19 protein-coding genes are annotated in these 15,165 nt (G+C 61.6%); all 19 read right to left on the reverse strand.

All coding sequences use genetic code 11. The features are described from left to right. On the reverse strand, positions 1–603 hold the full coding sequence (locus ACVWZT_RS24430; protein WP_457471875.1) for a hypothetical protein: 603 nt from the start codon (positions 601–603) through the stop codon (positions 1–3). Continuing rightward, entirely contained in the window at positions 603–1,187 is a 585-nt protein-coding gene (locus tag ACVWZT_RS24435) for a hypothetical protein (protein ID WP_296230406.1), read from the reverse strand. The genes ACVWZT_RS24430 and ACVWZT_RS24435 overlap by 1 nt, the downstream gene beginning before the upstream one ends. A gap of 16 nt (positions 1,188–1,203) precedes the next feature. Further along, on the reverse strand, positions 1,204–3,996 hold the full coding sequence (locus ACVWZT_RS24440; protein ID WP_296230407.1) for a phage tail tape measure protein: 2,793 nt from the start codon (positions 3,994–3,996) through the stop codon (positions 1,204–1,206). A gap of 55 nt (positions 3,997–4,051) precedes the next feature. Continuing rightward, the gene (locus ACVWZT_RS24445; protein ID WP_457471877.1) at positions 4,052–4,471 is read right to left on the reverse strand and encodes a superinfection immunity protein; all 420 of its coding nucleotides are present in this window, start codon (positions 4,469–4,471) and stop codon (positions 4,052–4,054) included. Positions 4,472–4,551: 80 nt separating this feature from the next. Continuing rightward, complete coding sequence (locus ACVWZT_RS24450; protein WP_296230410.1) at positions 4,552–4,731, reverse strand: hypothetical protein; 180 nt, start codon at positions 4,729–4,731, stop codon at positions 4,552–4,554. Positions 4,732–4,898: 167 nt separating this feature from the next. Next, positions 4,899–5,384 carry a hypothetical protein gene (locus ACVWZT_RS24455; RefSeq protein WP_296230411.1) on the reverse strand — a complete coding sequence of 162 codons (486 nt, stop codon included), beginning with the start codon at positions 5,382–5,384 and terminating at the stop codon, positions 4,899–4,901. Positions 5,385–5,441: 57 nt separating this feature from the next. Then, a complete protein-coding gene (locus ACVWZT_RS24460; RefSeq protein WP_457471879.1) occupies positions 5,442–6,611 on the reverse strand; it encodes a phage tail tube protein in 1,170 nt (389 codons plus the stop codon). A 60-nt stretch (positions 6,612–6,671) separates the two neighbouring features. Beyond that, positions 6,672–7,076, reverse strand: coding sequence for a phage tail terminator-like protein (locus ACVWZT_RS24465; protein WP_296230413.1), 405 nt, complete (start codon positions 7,074–7,076; stop codon positions 6,672–6,674). Beyond that, on the reverse strand, positions 7,073–7,462 hold the full coding sequence (locus ACVWZT_RS24470; protein ID WP_296230414.1) for an HK97 gp10 family phage protein: 390 nt from the start codon (positions 7,460–7,462) through the stop codon (positions 7,073–7,075). The genes ACVWZT_RS24465 and ACVWZT_RS24470 overlap by 4 nt, the downstream gene beginning before the upstream one ends. Before the next feature lie 2 nt (positions 7,463–7,464). Further along, positions 7,465–7,848, reverse strand: a complete 384-nt coding sequence (locus tag ACVWZT_RS24475; RefSeq protein WP_457471882.1) for a glutamate 5-kinase — start codon at positions 7,846–7,848, stop codon at positions 7,465–7,467. A 1-nt stretch (position 7,849) separates the two neighbouring features. Next, the gene (locus tag ACVWZT_RS24480) at positions 7,850–8,221 is read right to left on the reverse strand and encodes a hypothetical protein (protein ID WP_457471884.1); all 372 of its coding nucleotides are present in this window, start codon (positions 8,219–8,221) and stop codon (positions 7,850–7,852) included. After that, positions 8,221–8,517, reverse strand: coding sequence for a hypothetical protein (locus ACVWZT_RS24485; protein WP_457471885.1), 297 nt, complete (start codon positions 8,515–8,517; stop codon positions 8,221–8,223). The genes ACVWZT_RS24480 and ACVWZT_RS24485 overlap by 1 nt, the downstream gene beginning before the upstream one ends. Positions 8,518–8,559: 42 nt before the next feature. Further along, positions 8,560–9,528, reverse strand: a complete 969-nt coding sequence (locus ACVWZT_RS24490) for a major capsid protein (protein WP_457471887.1) — start codon at positions 9,526–9,528, stop codon at positions 8,560–8,562. A 9-nt stretch (positions 9,529–9,537) separates the two neighbouring features. Next, entirely contained in the window at positions 9,538–10,284 is a 747-nt protein-coding gene (locus ACVWZT_RS24495) for a DUF6651 domain-containing protein (RefSeq protein ID WP_296230419.1), read from the reverse strand. 150 nt (positions 10,285–10,434) lie between these two features. Then, entirely contained in the window at positions 10,435–11,511 is a 1,077-nt protein-coding gene (locus ACVWZT_RS24500) for a hypothetical protein (RefSeq protein ID WP_457471889.1), read from the reverse strand. Continuing rightward, a complete protein-coding gene (locus ACVWZT_RS24505) occupies positions 11,511–12,917 on the reverse strand; it encodes a DUF4055 domain-containing protein (RefSeq protein ID WP_457471891.1) in 1,407 nt (468 codons plus the stop codon). Before ACVWZT_RS24505 ends, ACVWZT_RS24500 begins: the two co-directional genes overlap by 1 nt. 2 nt (positions 12,918–12,919) lie before the next feature. Then, positions 12,920–14,218 (reverse strand): terminase large subunit domain-containing protein, encoded by a 1,299-nt coding sequence (locus tag ACVWZT_RS24510; RefSeq protein WP_457471893.1) that lies wholly within the window; start codon positions 14,216–14,218, stop codon positions 12,920–12,922. Further along, entirely contained in the window at positions 14,206–14,721 is a 516-nt protein-coding gene (locus ACVWZT_RS24515; protein ID WP_457471895.1) for an HNH endonuclease, read from the reverse strand. The genes ACVWZT_RS24510 and ACVWZT_RS24515 overlap by 13 nt, the downstream gene beginning before the upstream one ends. Continuing rightward, positions 14,690–15,145, reverse strand: coding sequence for a DUF2280 domain-containing protein (locus ACVWZT_RS24520; protein WP_457471897.1), 456 nt, complete (start codon positions 15,143–15,145; stop codon positions 14,690–14,692). Before ACVWZT_RS24520 ends, ACVWZT_RS24515 begins: the two co-directional genes overlap by 32 nt. Positions 15,146–15,165: the final 20 nt, after the last annotated feature.

A 15,165-nucleotide genomic window follows, 5' to 3' on the forward strand; every position in this document is an offset into this window, starting at 1 on the left:
CTATTTCTCGTAGGTGAACGTCGGGGAGTCCTTCTTGGAGCCCCAGTAGATGGGCCATTCGGACATTTGGGCGATGGCATAGAAGAAGCGGTCGCCCTGGTGGCGGGCGCGGTGGTTCTCGTCGGTGAAGCGCTCGGTACCCGTGCGGCTCCACTCGGCCATCCGGTCAACGATCGGGACGGTGATCTTGTTGCCGTCCTCGCCGTTGCCGGCGTAGGAAAAGGTGGCGGCGTCCATGCGGCCGGAGAACAGAATGTCGGCGGCGTAGTTGCCCTGCTCGTCGAACACGACAAACATCAGCTTGCCAGAGCGCCCGCGGCAGCCACGGATATTGGTCTCGGTGATGATGTAGCTGTCCAGGCCGGTGAGTGCTAGGTCGATCGACATGGGCGAGTTCGAGTTGTCGCTCTCCTGCGACTGCCCTACCTCGCCGAACTGCCCTACCCCCAGATACGTGATGCCGCCGATCACCAGGTCGCCGGTACCCGTGTGCGCGTATACAGGGCCGTCTTCAAAGTCGAGCTGGCAGGCGTACACGCTGAGGAATTTTCCGGTGGCGATGATATCTACCACGCTCTGGCTGAATGGGAACGTCGAGGGCATCAGAAGGCCTCCCTGAACTGGTAACTGCCACTGGCCACAACCGGCCGCACCGTCATGTTCCACGTGTCCTGCGTCATGCGGCATTCGGCGTAGGGGTTGAGGTATTCAACCGGCGTACCGGCGATCAGCGATTTGCGGATGCGCTTGTTGACCGACACGATGGCCTGGCCTTGGGCGTTGGAAGCAGCAGGCTCCACCACTTCGAACATCTCCCCGGCCACGGTGAGGTAATCCCCCACGGCGAAAACTGGGGTGTTCGCGGCGGCGCCGGCCACCGTGATGGCCCGGGCCTGGGCCACCCCTGACACAACGGTGAGGCTTCCCACGCTCACCTTTCGGGTCCGGGTGAACGCCGGCAGGTTGAACGTGCCGAAAAGCCCGTCCAGGCGCCCGAGGAACGCCGACAGCTCGCGCTCCTGCTCACGGGTAAGCAGACCGAACGTCAGGGTGCACTGCCAGTACGCGCCCGGCTGCCCGACGATCTGCTGGGCGTTCGAGAGCGTCGAGGTAAAGGCGCGGCTGTTGTTGACTAAGCCCCACGTCATTTCAGATGGGCGCAGCGATGCCGGCCATTGGATAGCCATGCAGTACTCCTTCTTACTATCGGTTGCGGGCGATCAGCTGCCGCGCCGGCCCGTTCATCTTGAAGTCGCGCAGCATCAGGTTGTAGCCATCCTGCGCGCCCTTCTGGGCTGCCTGCTGAATGCGGGCCAGGGTCGCTTCGTCTGCGGTGCCTTGCACGCTGATGTGCTGGATGATGGACGGCATGGCGCCAGTTGAAGGCGCTGCCGGAACTGCTGCAGCCGCAACCGCAGGGCTCACCCCGACGAAACCGCCACTGGCGTATCCTTTGGCGTTCAAGCGATCCAGATAATCGCGAGCCCCGGGCTGACTTACCACCTCTTTGCGGATCACATATTCGCCGCCGTGGACCACGCCCATCGGCTCGAACTTGCCACCGTCACCGGTGTAGCCGCCAGTCGAGAAGCCAGACCGAGAGATCGTCTCGCTGAACCCTGTCATGGTGCCGCTGCCGGATGCCGCCGCCCCGCCACCACCCAGGAACCCAAGCGCAGACCCAAGGAAGCCTGCCGCTGCCTGCCGGACCTGAATACGGATGAGATCTTCGACAACCTGGTCAGCGAAGTCCTTGAAGGAAAGCTTGCCGGTCTTCACGAAATCGACCACTGCACCTTCCATGTTGCCGAAGGCGTTATTGAACAGGTCGCGAGTCTGCCCTGCTACATCTCTGGCGCTATCCAAATAGTCTTGGAAAGCGCCGCGGGCGCCGTTGCTCCAGTCTGCCTGGGCCTGATCGATCTGGGCCCAGCCATCGCGCTGTGCAGCAACCCGTTTCTGCAGGAACTCACGCTCGATATCGATCTGGGCTTGCAGGTCCTGGCGCTGCTTCTCGCCTTGGGCGTTGGCCAGCTCAGTCTGCAGCTGCAGGATGCGGTTGTTCGTCTCCTGCTCAATCCGCAGGCGCTCCTGCATGCGATAGGCGTCCTTCTGGCCCATGCCCACGGCGTCCGCCTGGGCGGCGTACTCCATGCGCTGGGTGGCCAACTGCCGCTCCATTTGCGCGCGGTACTGCTCGGCCTGGGTCAGGCCCTGCGCGCCCTTGATCGCGGCGGCATAGTTCATGGAGGCCTGAGCCAGCGCCTTGCCGTATTCCTCCTGGCTGATCTTGCCTTTGCTCAGCGCCAGGTCCAGCTGGCCCTGCTCCTTGGTCAGCGCCCGGGCGGCCTGAGCTGCTGGGTCGTACTGGCCATAGAGGCGAGCGAAGGTGTTTTCCGCCTCGGCAACGCCGCGATTGACGTTCTTCGGCGCGTTCTTCTTCGCCTCGCGGGTTTTGATCTCCGCGATTTCCTGCTCAATGTTCTTCCGGGCTGTGGCGTATTTTGTTTCTTGCTCAGAATTGAAGCCGCCCGCCGCCATCGCATCGGCACGGGCCTTGTCGAGATCCTCCAGCTGTTTCTGCAGCTTCTGGGTCTGGGTTTGCGCGGCAGTGAACGTCGAGTTGATCAAGTCAACGCCTTTTTTGCCGGAGTCTTGAACAAACCTGTTGGTGTTCCCTTCCCACGCCTTCCAGGCTTCGTCGGCAATACGGCCTTGCAGCTCAGTGGCTCGCTTTTCGAGCGCTTTCAGGCTGTCCGGGTTCACACCCATGAGGCTGCTCGCAGCAGAACCAAACTTGCCGATGGATTTACGCGCTTCGGCGATCTGGTTGTAGACGTCAGCCAACTCCTGCTCTGGAGTGGTCTTTCTACCGACATCCAGCATCGCGTCCCAGGCTTTCTTGGCGAAGCTGCCCAGGGATTGCCAAGCGGACTCAAGAGAGCCGAGATTGCTCTCCATCTCTGCCGACCTGGAACTCAATGCAGTAGCATAAAGATCGGTAGCGGCCCTGGCGGCATCAATTGTTTTCCCCTGTTTTTCCAAGGAGAGGATGTTCGCGTACTGGCTTGCAGTAAGGAAGTTGAGCTCTGCATCGAGCTTCTTCACCGCCTCAACTGGACCTTTAGCGATCTCATTGAAGGACTGGACCACCTTGGTAACGTCTTCCCCGGTCTGCTTCGACCAGGCCAGTGATGCCTTGGTGATCTGCGCATACATCGGGGTGAGGGCGTTACCGGCCCCGGCAAGCTGTTCGAGAACCTTCGATGCCGCGCCAACCGTCGCGCCTGTAGCAGCGACCTGTTCTGCAAGGCCTGCCAGTTCGCTGTAGCTGGTACCAGCAGCGTTTCCGTTTCGGATGATCGCATCGGTAAGCCGATCCGACTCCTCGGAGCCCTTGTAGTATGCCAGGGCCAGCGTTCCGGCTGCTGCGGCCGCCACTGTGAACGGATTCACCAGGCCAAGGACATAACCACCAAGAGCCTTGGCGGCTGGAAGAACGCCGCCAAACATATCCTTAAGCTGGCCGCCTTGCTGCAGGAAGACCGTAAGCGGTGCTTGACCGCCCTGAAGGCTGACCGCGATATCGGTAAACTGGGCAGGCACTCCACGCAATGCTGCCTGGTAAGCCTTGGCCGACATTCCAGCCTTGTTCATGGTCGTGGTGGTTTCGCCGAGAGCTTCTCGCATCGTGTTAATGCGCTGGGTGTACTCGACGAATGTGTCGCTCTCGACGACGCCAGCCTTCTTCAGCTTGGCCAGCTTTTCCTGCATGTCGTCAAGACGGCCCAAGGCGACAACCGTGGGGTTGATCTGACCCAGCAACTGGGCGAGCTCTTTGCGCTGATCATCAAGGCTACTGCTCACACCATCGGCAGATGAGGCCGCTGCATCGCCGGCCCTCTCCATGCGCTCAAGGGATGTTGTCAGGTCGTCCGCATTGCGCTTTGCGCCCCGCGAGTCGATCGTTACCGCCAGGCGGGATTCCTGGGTCATACCTTTCTCCGGGCATAAAAAAACCCGCCGAAGCGGGTCTTGTATGTGTTTGGTGTTAGCTCCCCACTAGGGAGCTGCCACAGTGCTTGCACTTGATGGCTTCCACCTTGATATCTTCAGCGCAGAATGGGCAGGTTTTTGTGGCTGCGGCAGCCTGTTCCACTGCCGGCGCCTCATTGTTCGGAGCGGCCACTGCAGGTGCCGTTTCTGGCTTTTTGAAGGCCCATACCAGTGCGACTACCCAGCCAATCAGCGACCAGCCGAGGAACAGGTTAACAAGCGCGATTGAGGCGATATTGGTATGCCCGCGCAACTTAGCTTCGATTGTGGGAAGCATGTAAAGCAGCGGCACGCTGATCAGCCCAGAAAACACGACCAACTTGCCAAAGGCATTCAGCTCATTGGCCGGTATGGTCCCCATGCCGAAGCTGTAAGCAGCCAGAAATGCCAAAACCAAGAATCTCACAGCAAACATAAACTCATCCCTGTATGAACGTATGGCTGGATGCTAGCACTTCGCGGGTGCACGGACCAACGGATGGCCTGATACCGCTACTACTTCTTGGTCCTGGCTTTTTCGCCCTCTTTTTGATTCTGCTCATCCCACCGCCGGCGGAACTCGTCGTCCAGTGCGAAGATGGCGGCGTCGAACTCTTCGCGGCATATCACCGAGGGGTATCGGTCGAGGTATTCGGCGATCGCGGATGGCGCAATCGGTGCCGGCGCGCCGACCATGCCGACGTACTGCCGGGATCGGCCGATGTGGCCGTAGGCCTCAAGGATCTCGGCGACGACGTCGTCGATCTCCGGCGGTTCCTGGGCCTTCAGCCCGAGGCGCTCATGCTTCCAGCGCTTCTTCTCGTTCTCCGGCCCGGCCCAGTCCCTACCCCAGCGATATGCCGCTACTGCTTTTCCGCGGTGGCCTGGGCCTGCTCCTCGATGCGCTTGGCGATGTCCAGGGCGGTGCGCAGGGCCAAGAAGTAGATGCTGGGCAGTTGCTCGATCAGCGCCTTGCACAGCTGCGGTGTGTACTTGGCCGGCTCGCCTGGTCGCTCTTCGACATCGATACCCTGCCAATCCTTGATCAGGTGTTTAGCGGCCAGGTCGATGAACAGGTCGTCGTCGGTTTCGAGCTCGACGTCAGGGATCGAGTCGACGGTGAAGCCAGCGGTGCCAACCCCGGCCTGCTGGTTCAGCGCGGCGAGGTGCCGGCGGATCACGGCCTGGTGCGACTTGTAGATCGGGTTGGCGATGGACGCGACCAGGATCGAGGCAGTGTCCGGCCCCTTGTCGCATTTCACGGCCAGACCGTCCGGGCCGACCTTGAAGTGCACCCAGCGCTCGCCGTTGATGTCCAGCTCAGGCTTCTTTGCAATGGTGATGCCCATGGTATTCCTCTGCGGTAAAAGGCCCGACGCACACCGCAGGGCGCGCCGGGCAAAGGGTTAAGCGGTAACGGTGACAGCGCAGGTGTCGGTCTTGGTGCCGTCTGCAGCGCTGGTCGCGGTGATGGTGGCGCTGCCCACGGCCAGGCCGGTGACAAGGCCGGTCTCGCTCACGCTGGCGATGGCCGGGGCGGAACTGGTCCAGGTGATCTGCTGGCTGGCACCGGCCGGGGTAACCACGGCTTCGAGGTCGCCGGTGTCGCCCACTGCCAAGCTCAGGGTGGCCGGAGTGGCATCTACAGCAGCCACAACGATCGGCGCCGGCAGGCGGGTGATGGTCGGCGGCACGCGGCGCGCGGTGTAGTTCAGTTCCACTTGGACGATGTCGGTGGCGCCACCGTCAGGCCAGTCGCCGCTGACTTCCATCTCGGGGATGAGGAAGGTGTAGCCGCCATCTGCGTTGTTCAGGGTGAACTCGAAACTGAGTGAATCACCGGTCTGCTGCGCCTTCCAGTACTCGTACGCGGTCTTGGACCAGCTCAGGGTGATTGAGCCGCCAGGCACGAAGGTGGTCTGAATGATGTTGCCGGCGAACGGGTTGCCGTTGCCGATGCAGCGCTGGGTCTGAGAATTGTTGGCGAACTGCAGGTTGAAGGTGTCAACGCACGCGTTGTCGTCACCCAGCTGCACGCCGTTGATCTTCAGCCCGGTCACATCCTTGAAGCCGTAGCGCCGCTGGCTGGCCTCGGGCGCAGGGCTGACGATGAAGGAAGTATTGTCGGCCTTGTCCTGCCACGAGGTGGCCATGAACGTGGTGGTGACGCTGATCTCGTTATCGTTAGGGACCTCGATGTTGATCGTATCAACCTGGGCGCCGCGGGCGATGCCGGCGATACCAACGTCCGCGTCATAGGCGGCGATGGAGAACGAAATGCGCTCGTTACCCATGGTCAGGGTGTTACCGACCCAGTTCGCGCCGAAGCAAGAGGCCAGGAACTCGTCCAAGGCCCCGTAGCGGAACTTGGTCTCGATGTCGCCGCCCACATCCACGGTCGTCTGGGCGGTACCCTGCGACATCCGTGTCTCGCCGATCTCGTTGTTCTCTTCGGTGTTGTAGGTGGGCACCAGTCCGAAGCTGACGCGGGTCAGCACGTTCCATGGGCCTGGAGGGGTGATCCCCGGGGTGACTTCGCGAATCCACGCGGTAGAGCGCTTTGCACCACTGGACATGGGGTATATCTCCTATCGATAGGCGTAAAAAAACCGCCATGTGGCGGTGCAAGTTGGGGCTCAGTAGGCCCGGTATGGCACCCGGACGTTGACCTGGTACCAGTTGTTGCCGTCGTCGCCGACGACCTGCGGTGACGCCTCGAAGAAATCGAACGGCCCTTCTGGCGCGCTGTAGTACTGAAACTGGGCGACCAATGTGTCGACCGCCCGGGTAATGGCCAACGTGCCGCTGTAGCTCGGCACGAACAGCTGAATGATGACGATGCCGGTCTGGCGCACACACGGGCCAATGCCGACCTCTGGCGTGCTGCTCAGGCCTGGAACATCCGCCAGGCGGGCCCAAATGGCACGACCCGCCGGGTTGAATGGCTTCGGCGGGTTCGGGTAATCGACAGCGTCTGCGGGAATTCCCGCCCACTGCTGCATGCGGCCGATGACGATGGCGCGGATCTGTTCGAAGGTCATGAGCTGTACTTCTGCGCGACGCTGTTGAAGGAAACGCCGTAAATACCGGCGGGAGCCTGCTTCGAGTGCCCGTCCTCAAGCGGAACCGCGTACACCAGATTGTTCTGGATAAACACCTGGGTGTACGGCTCCAGGCCAGTCATGACTGACAACCCGCGAGCAAGAGTTTCACCTCCGGAAGGGTCAACTACATCTGAGGTCGTATAGACCGGAGCGCCGATGCTCACGATGTTGTTGCCACGGAACCTGCCAGTATCGACTGGAGCATTCAGCAATATGAGCTGAAGTATTTCAGCTGAGATTGTTCGCACCCTTAGGGCAAGTTGCTCCTCGACCACACCAGCAAACAGGCTTGGCGGTGTGCTCCATCCCCTGCTCTTGGCCATGGCTACTTCCTCAGCTGCAGTCTGTAGGTGGCCGAGGCCGGGTCGGCGCGCACCGACTTGACCAGGTAGATCACCTGCTTAGAGCGGTCCATCAGGTCAGGCGCGGTGATCGTATGCCCGACATCGGGGGTATCCGTGACCTCGTTGGCCAGCGCGGTCAGGCGCAGGTCGCCAACCAGGATGTTCACGTTGTCGATCCGACTGTCTTCGTAGCGCGACAGCACGCCACGACCGGTGTAGGTCACCGGCTGAGCGGTGGTGGTTTCGTTGACCGGATCCCATACGCCCGGCCCCATGCACTCGCCCGTAAAGTCCACAACCGCATCAGCCAGGTCTGTATCGAAGGCCTCGGCCAGGTCGGCTTGCAGCTCGTCGCGAAGCCCCATATCAGCCCCTCACGATCTTGGCCTGGCCACTGCCATTCAGGTAATGCGCCAGCAACGCCAGGGCGAACGACTCGCCCGCGCTGATGGTGCGGGACGATTCCGAGTAGGTTTTGCTGCTGGAAACCCCGTCAGCGTTGACCGACTTGCTCAGCACGCCGGTCTCCTTGCTGCCGTAGATTTTCCCTGCCGCAGCCTCTCGGGCGATCTCGGCACCGGCCTGGATGACGTCGTCCGGTACTGGGTCGAACTCAGGCAGGCCGAGATTGGTAAGCCAGGTGTTGGCCATCAGCACCGCCCTGGCCTTCTGGTCGTCGGGCGCCCAGGTCGGCCCAAGCAGGGCGTCTACCTGCTCGACGGTGATGTAGATGGTCATTACGCGGCCTCGCCCAGCAGCTTCTTGAGGTCTTCCAGGCTGGCGTCAGGGCTGAATTGCACGCCCCTTTCGATAAGGGAGGCCTGTAGCTTTGCCTTCAGCTCGGCTTCTTCGGCAGCCTTTTTGTCGGCAGCGGACTTGCCAGCCTTCGAGCCTTTGGCTTCCTTCAACGGCTCCGGGCGCTCGTAGCCATCGGGCGCGAAGCGCGCATCGATGATCTTGTACCCTTTCTGCCGCAGTTCGGCTTTTCGCTCAGGGCTGACCGGGTGTTTCTCGTAAATCACTTTCTCGCTCATGGCGATCTCCTGGGGAAGGCGCCCCGAAAGGCGCGGTACCGATTACTTGGTTGCGTCGCCGATGGTCAGCACGCCGGCCGAGGCCTTGATGCTGTTCGCCACCAGATCCCAGTTGGTGCCGGTGGACAGCTCGGCGTTGGTCGGCGACTTGCCGCCGTTGGCGGTGTCCCAGGTGTAGCCCTTGAGGCCCAGACCGAAGGTGTAGTCGGCTTGCATGGTGGTCTCGATACGCTCCTTGCCGTTGGAGGTCTCGATGTTGGTGATCAGGTCGGAGCCATCCATCACCACCGCGGCGCCGTCGGCCAGGCTGAGAACCTTCTGCTTGTTCGGGGTGCCGGCCTCGTACAGTGCCGGGGCGTCGGTGATGATCACGGCCTTGCCGAGGATGTCGACCACCTGCACACCGGAGAACTGGAACAGGCGCTCGGCGTTGGCGAGGTTCTGGCCGACCAGCTTGTGGTACATGGCGCCGGTCATGACCTGGGCCACCAGGCGCTGCGAAGCATCACCGAACAGGGCGTGGGCGTTGTTGATCGCAACGTAGGTAACGCCAGCAGTGGCCGAAACGTCGTTGGTGGCGGTCGGCTGGTTGCCGATGGCGCCGGCCAGGGCCGAGATGGCGGTGTTCAGCTGGTCAGCCATGATGGCTTCGGACAGGTTGCGGCTGATCACTTCCAGCGCTTCTTCCGGGTTCTTCTGGATCCAGGAGAGCTGGGAAGGCTCCCACAGGATCGGGCCGAAGCCGCCGGCGATCTTCACCGAGTCGTACTGCTTCTGGGCCAGAGGGGTAGATGCCTGGGCACTGTTGGCTGCGTAACGATCCACGCGACGCTGAGCGCTGTGCAGACCAGCCCAGAACGATTCCTGCAGGAAGTCGCCGTCGATGCCCTGGGTGGTCAGGCGGATGGCACCGGCCGAGGATGCGTTGAACTTCTCGACATCCTGAGCCAGGGTCTCGATGGTGGTGCGCTTGAGGTATTCGTTGAACACCTTCATGTTCGAAAGGGCCATTGGGCCTCCTTATTCGCTTGCGGTCAGGCCCTTGATGGCTTCAAGGCGTTCAGCCTTGGTGCCACCGAAGTTGCCCTTCGTGGGTTTGTGCTGGCCACCACCGTTCGGAGCGCCGCCGCCATTGGCGCCGGAACTCTTCAGGATGTGGTCACGATGGGGGTACTGCGAGACGAGGGTTTCGAGCGCTTCGTTGAAGTCGGCCAGCTCACCCGGGCGAGCGCGGCTGAAGATCTTCTGGCCCTGGGCGTCATAAGCAACGACCTTGCCTTCCTCGATCTTGAAGTTGCTGCCGAAGGCGGCCTGGACCATGTCCGCCGGCACAGCCATCTTCTCGGCGATGAACTGGGAGCGGGCAAAGCTGCCGCCGATCTTCTCGGCATACAGCTGCTGCTCGAAGGTCTGCGCCTTGCCGTTGGCTTCATCCAGCTGGGTTTGGAAGGCCTTGCTGATCTCGCCCTTCACTTTCTCGATCTCGCCGGCATCCACCAGCTTCTTTGCGTCGAGGTTGGCGACGATCTCCAGGGCTTTCTTGGCGGCCGCAGCATCTTCGATGCCTTCGAACGCCTTCGCAGTCTTCTCGAAGCTGTCCGCGCGCTCACGGTGCGACTTCGCCTCGGCATTCAGCCGGGTGATGGTGTTTCGAGTGCCCACGGCATCGAAAGCGACGTCCTTGCCGTCGTCATCGGTGTACACGGGCTTGCCATCTTCGATCACTGCGTACTGCTTGCCATCCACTTCAACAGTCTTGAGTTTCATTTCGTCTCTCTGGGCCATCCGGCCTGTTGGTGAGCCATCCGGCCCCAGGTCGCCCCGTCCATCCGAACCGCAGGCATGAAAAAGCCCCGCACTTGGCGAGGCCTTGAAATTGCGCGCCACGAAATGGCGCTTTGGTGTTTTGTGCGCGGGCTACAACAGCCGATCCCGCAGCTCATCGAGCGTCAGGAACTTGCCCTTGTCGTTGTAGAAGTCCTGCAGCTTCAGCTTGTCCTGGCGCAACAGCTTCCCCCGCTCCGGGCCGAGAATCTCGTCCTGGCGGGATGCTGGTTGGCGGGAAAGCCATTGCGCATAGGTGGTCTGCTGCGGCACCTGGCCGTCCATGCTCGCCCGGGTAGCCGCGTCGCTGATTCCCAGCGCCAAAGCGCTCTTGAGGATCGGCAGCTTGGTCGAGCGGCAGCAGAAGTGAATACGGCCAGGCCCGGCCAGCCACGGCACCTTGTGCCCAATGGGCTGGTATGTGCCCAGCGTGTACGGCAGGCGGTCACGGATTCGGCAGGTTGTCGAGGTCCGATTGTCCAACGTACTCAGCCACTCGACATGGCTGATGATGTCGCTGTTGGCCTCGAACGCCTTGTCGCTGGCCGCCTCTGCCGTGCTGGACACAGCAGACCGGACAACCGCCTCCACCTCGCGGCGAGACTTCTGCAGGATGCCGTCGGCGTACTTCTCCGCCTTGGTGCCCATGATCTGCCGGACGATCTCCGGCGTCGTGCGACCTTCAAGAACCCCGGACCGAACCGCATCGCGGATCGACGCAGCCCGGTCAGCCTCGATGCCGGCCATCCACTCGCTGAGCAATCGGCCCTGAAATGGTCTCGCCAGCGCAATAGCGCGCACCTGGCTGAACTGAGCCACGGCAACGGGAAATCGTGCCTGTACAAGCTCAGGAACAGCCGCTGTCAGCGCGGCCGCCTGAAAAGCAATCTCGTAGCTGGCCACGCCGTCGATCACGCCTGTGAGCGCCTGCTGCAGGCTAAAGAACGTCGATTGATTGATGCGCAGCACAGGCGCCAGGGCTGCATCGATCGCCGCAACGGAAGCGCCTGCATCCAGGCTGTCGAGGGCCACTATCAACGCAGCCCGCAACTCCGGGGCGGCGCTGTTCAGGACCTTGATGATCGCCACGACCTGGCTGTTGCTCAGCCTGGAAAGATCCACCTCATGCCCGATCAGTTCGTCCAGCAGTTTCTCGTTGGCTGACTTCATCACAGCGTACCGAGGGCCGGGCCCTGGGCCTCAATCTTCGCCAGCTCCTCTTCCCAGTTGTATTCATCGCTGATCACGCCGCGGCGCTGCATCTCGGTGAACAGTGTCTCCTTGCTGATCATCCCGGCATTGGCCATGGATACCAGCGTCGGCAGCGATACCTCAGGCATGTAGTCGACATCGAAGTTGCCGCGCATCTCGACGGTGCCACCGTCTCCCAAGCCGCGGTAATCGGCCATGAACTGGAGCAGCTGCGCCAGGCAGTCAGCGAAGTGGTGCGCCATACGCGCCAGTGGGGACAGTTCCTGTGCCGCCTCCTCCTCCGCCTGGGTAGCGGTTTTGGTGGCGGTCTTGTCCGGCGTCAGCAGCTTTGCCCCGACCATGCGCATCTCGTTGATCAGGTCCTGCAGCGCGGTGCGGCCTGACTCGACAGCCTGGCCGGTGTGCTCGACATACTTGAGGTCGCCGTCCTTGGGGAGGTCGGTCAGCTGGCCGGTGCCCACCTTGAACTCTGGCGGAACCACCTTCCCCTGATTGTCGTACTGGGTCTGGATGCCGATGCGCACCAGGATCGGGACGCGGATAACGTGCAGAATGTTGTCCTGGTCGCTCTGGCTCTGCCAGTGCTTAACGTTTAGGTGAGCCAGTTCGATCAGCGGCGGCTTTGCCGTCATGAACCCGGTGCGGCCGGTGTAGAAGGTGACCCACGGGATCGCGGTCAGGCTGTTGGTTCCTTCCTCGTACAGCTCCCAGGTACCGCCAGATGAGGACTGCTTCCCCCGCATGGCCTTGGCTGACCTGCGATAAGTTCGCCAGGCGCCAGGCTCCAGCACGCGAATCTGCTCGACGCACGCGGCGCCGAACTCGCCGTCCTCCTCCTCAACCACCTCAATGTAGCGAATCATGGTCAGGACGCCGCCCTTCGAGCGCCAGCCCAGCACCTGCTCAGGCCTCACCAGAACAACGTATGGACGCACACCGGCCGCCTGCTCGTCGGCCTGGGTCTTCAGTTCGCCTGCGGGCGGATGATCGACGAAGGCATGGCACAGACCGTGGCTCAGGCCCTCAGTGAAGAAGCCAACCGACCAGGAGTTGAGGTCGTTGCCGGCGTGGTCGATGTCCTTGGTCATCTCGACGATATCGGCAGGCACATCGTCGCCCACCTGCAGCGGTTCGGCGAACACGCGGGAGGTCATGTTGCCGACCGTCTCGGAGTACGCAGGCAGAAGTGTCGAGAGGCGCAGGCGCTCTTTGTAGGCCTCGTCATCCTCTGCTGGGTACTGCGGCAGCAGGGTCTTGCCCGCGGCGCGCATCGCCATCGTCCCACCCATCAGCGGCGAGATCACGGCCCAGTAGGCGCGCATCGCGTCGACAGCGGGCAGCGTGATGCTCGGGTTATCACTCATGGTCACATTCTCAGGGATTGGGTCGTGAAGACCGGTCGCTCAATTGGGTAGTCGTAGTGGATGAAGTAGCCACCAGCGTCGTTCGCGTGGTCCACGCCAGACTTCTTGTCGGGCTCGCCGTTGGGCGCCCATACCTGCTGCTCCAGGCCATCCGCATAGGTCGGGCAGCGCAGCGGGTTGATCAGGTAGCGGCGCTCGCCATTCGCGTTGCAGAACATTGCGTTCATGGCGTTGATGCGGTCCTTTACCGGTGGGTTGGCGTCGGGCGCGATCACGCTGAAGCCGGCCTGGCGCAGGATGGCAATGTCCGTCTCGCTGGCGTTCACCGATTTGCGCGACCCACCAGAGGCGTCGGGATAGATCCTGATTTCGCACGTCTTCTCGTAATCCCTGCCGTTGTGCCGCCAGTAGCGCTCCTTGATGCGCCGGATCATGTCCGGCGTATCGAAGCCGTCGATCAGCTCATCCACGGCCCTGGGCTTTCCGTCAGGCCGTTTGACATGGACGATCGCCGCCATCTTGCCGACGTTGAAGTCCATGCCAATGAACAGGGGCTCTCCAGGCTCTACGGTGTCGAAGCAGGAATTCAGCTTCCGGTCGTAGGCGTGGTAGATCGAGCCGGAGTTCAGGTTGACAAACTGGCCGTTCAGGTAGGCCAGGATGAGCTGGGCCGGGTACGACTCCATCAGCGAGGGGATGTAGTCAGGCGGCAGGTTCAGCTCGTTGTCGAAGGTGCTGGCCTGGACCAGTCCATACATGCCCTGCAGGGCTGGCTTCTCGCGCAACTGCTTCACGAACTGCTGATAGACGAACTTGAACCCCTCGGGGGTAGTCGTCACATCCACGCCGTTCTTCAGCCCAGGCACGTTGTAGCGCATCCGGGCAATGATCTTGCGCCAGGCGTGCTCGGCCTTGAGCGCGGGCAGAACATCGAGTTCATCGACCAGGGCGTGACCGATCTTGAAGCCCACGATGGTCTGTGGCTTCTCCATCGAGCGGCAGATGGTCGTGCTGCGGTACTGGCCACCGCTGTAGAACTCGACCTCCTTGTCGCTCTCCTTCGTCTTGACCTTCAGGCCCCAGTCGAAGGCGACCTCCTCGATGGTCGGGAAGAAGATGTCGCGAATCTGCGGGTATGTCGGGGCGAAGTAGCCGGAATCGATCCGGGGCCATTCCCATACGTGCTTGCACAGCGCCGCGCAGCCCACCCAGGTCTTGCCGGAGCCGAACCCTGCCACGAAGCCGCGGAACTTGTTCTCCATACGGAGGAAGCTGGCCTGAGGAACATTCAGTGATGGCACGTGAAGTATTCGGGATGCAGGATCTCTTTTGCGCTCGCGTATACCTGACTGGCCTCGGCTAGCGTGTCAAAGGTGCCCAGGCCTACCCGCCTCCCGTCTCGGTTGATGTATGCCCGGTACCGGGGTCCTCGCTGCGAAACTCCAGTGACGCCTAGCGCTGAGTTTCGGTAGACGCCCTTGTTGCGGAGGTTCGCAGCCTTCTCGACCTTTCGCAGGTTTGAAAACCTGTTATCCAGGCGATCACGATTGATGTGGTCCACCTCATCGGCTGGGAAGACGCCTTCTATGTACAGGAATGCCAGGCGGTGCAGTGGGTATGACCGGCCAGCCACCTGCGCACGCATGTATCCGCCACTACTCAGGCAGCCGGCTATATCTCCAGCCCTGACTCTAGGGCGATTTGAAATCCACCGAAATACGCCAGATTGCGGGTCATACGACAGAAGTTCTTTCAGTCTCTCTTGGGTCAGATCAGGCATCAGGCTTCCTCGCATCCACCACATCGACCTGTACCCGAGCGGGCGGTACGTTGTCGTGGGGATTCTCGTTCTTGGTCTGGCGGTTCACGTAGACATCGCCGACCTCTTTGGCCGCCTGCTCCAGAAGCTGGGCAGTCAGGGCCATGTTCTTCATGTTCTCGGCCTTCTCGGCCATCCGCCCAAGCACGCGCAGCCGAAATGCCCGGTTGGCAATGGGAATCTCAGAGGTTTCTTCGCGGAAACGCTTGCGGGTGTCCTCGAATAGCGTTCGCCATTTGGCTGCCAGGTTTGCTCCAGCGCGCTTGGTAGGGTCGTGCTGCTCGACCTGCTGACGGGTCACATCGATATCGAATTCTTGCTTGACGGCTTGTGAGACCTGGGTAGGCGTGTCAAAGCACGCCAAAGCCTGAACGATGAAGGCTTTTACATCGCTTGTCAGGGCTGCCATAGGTTGGATTCCGTCTCATG

Source organism: Pseudomonas sp. TE21394, assembly GCF_054057835.1.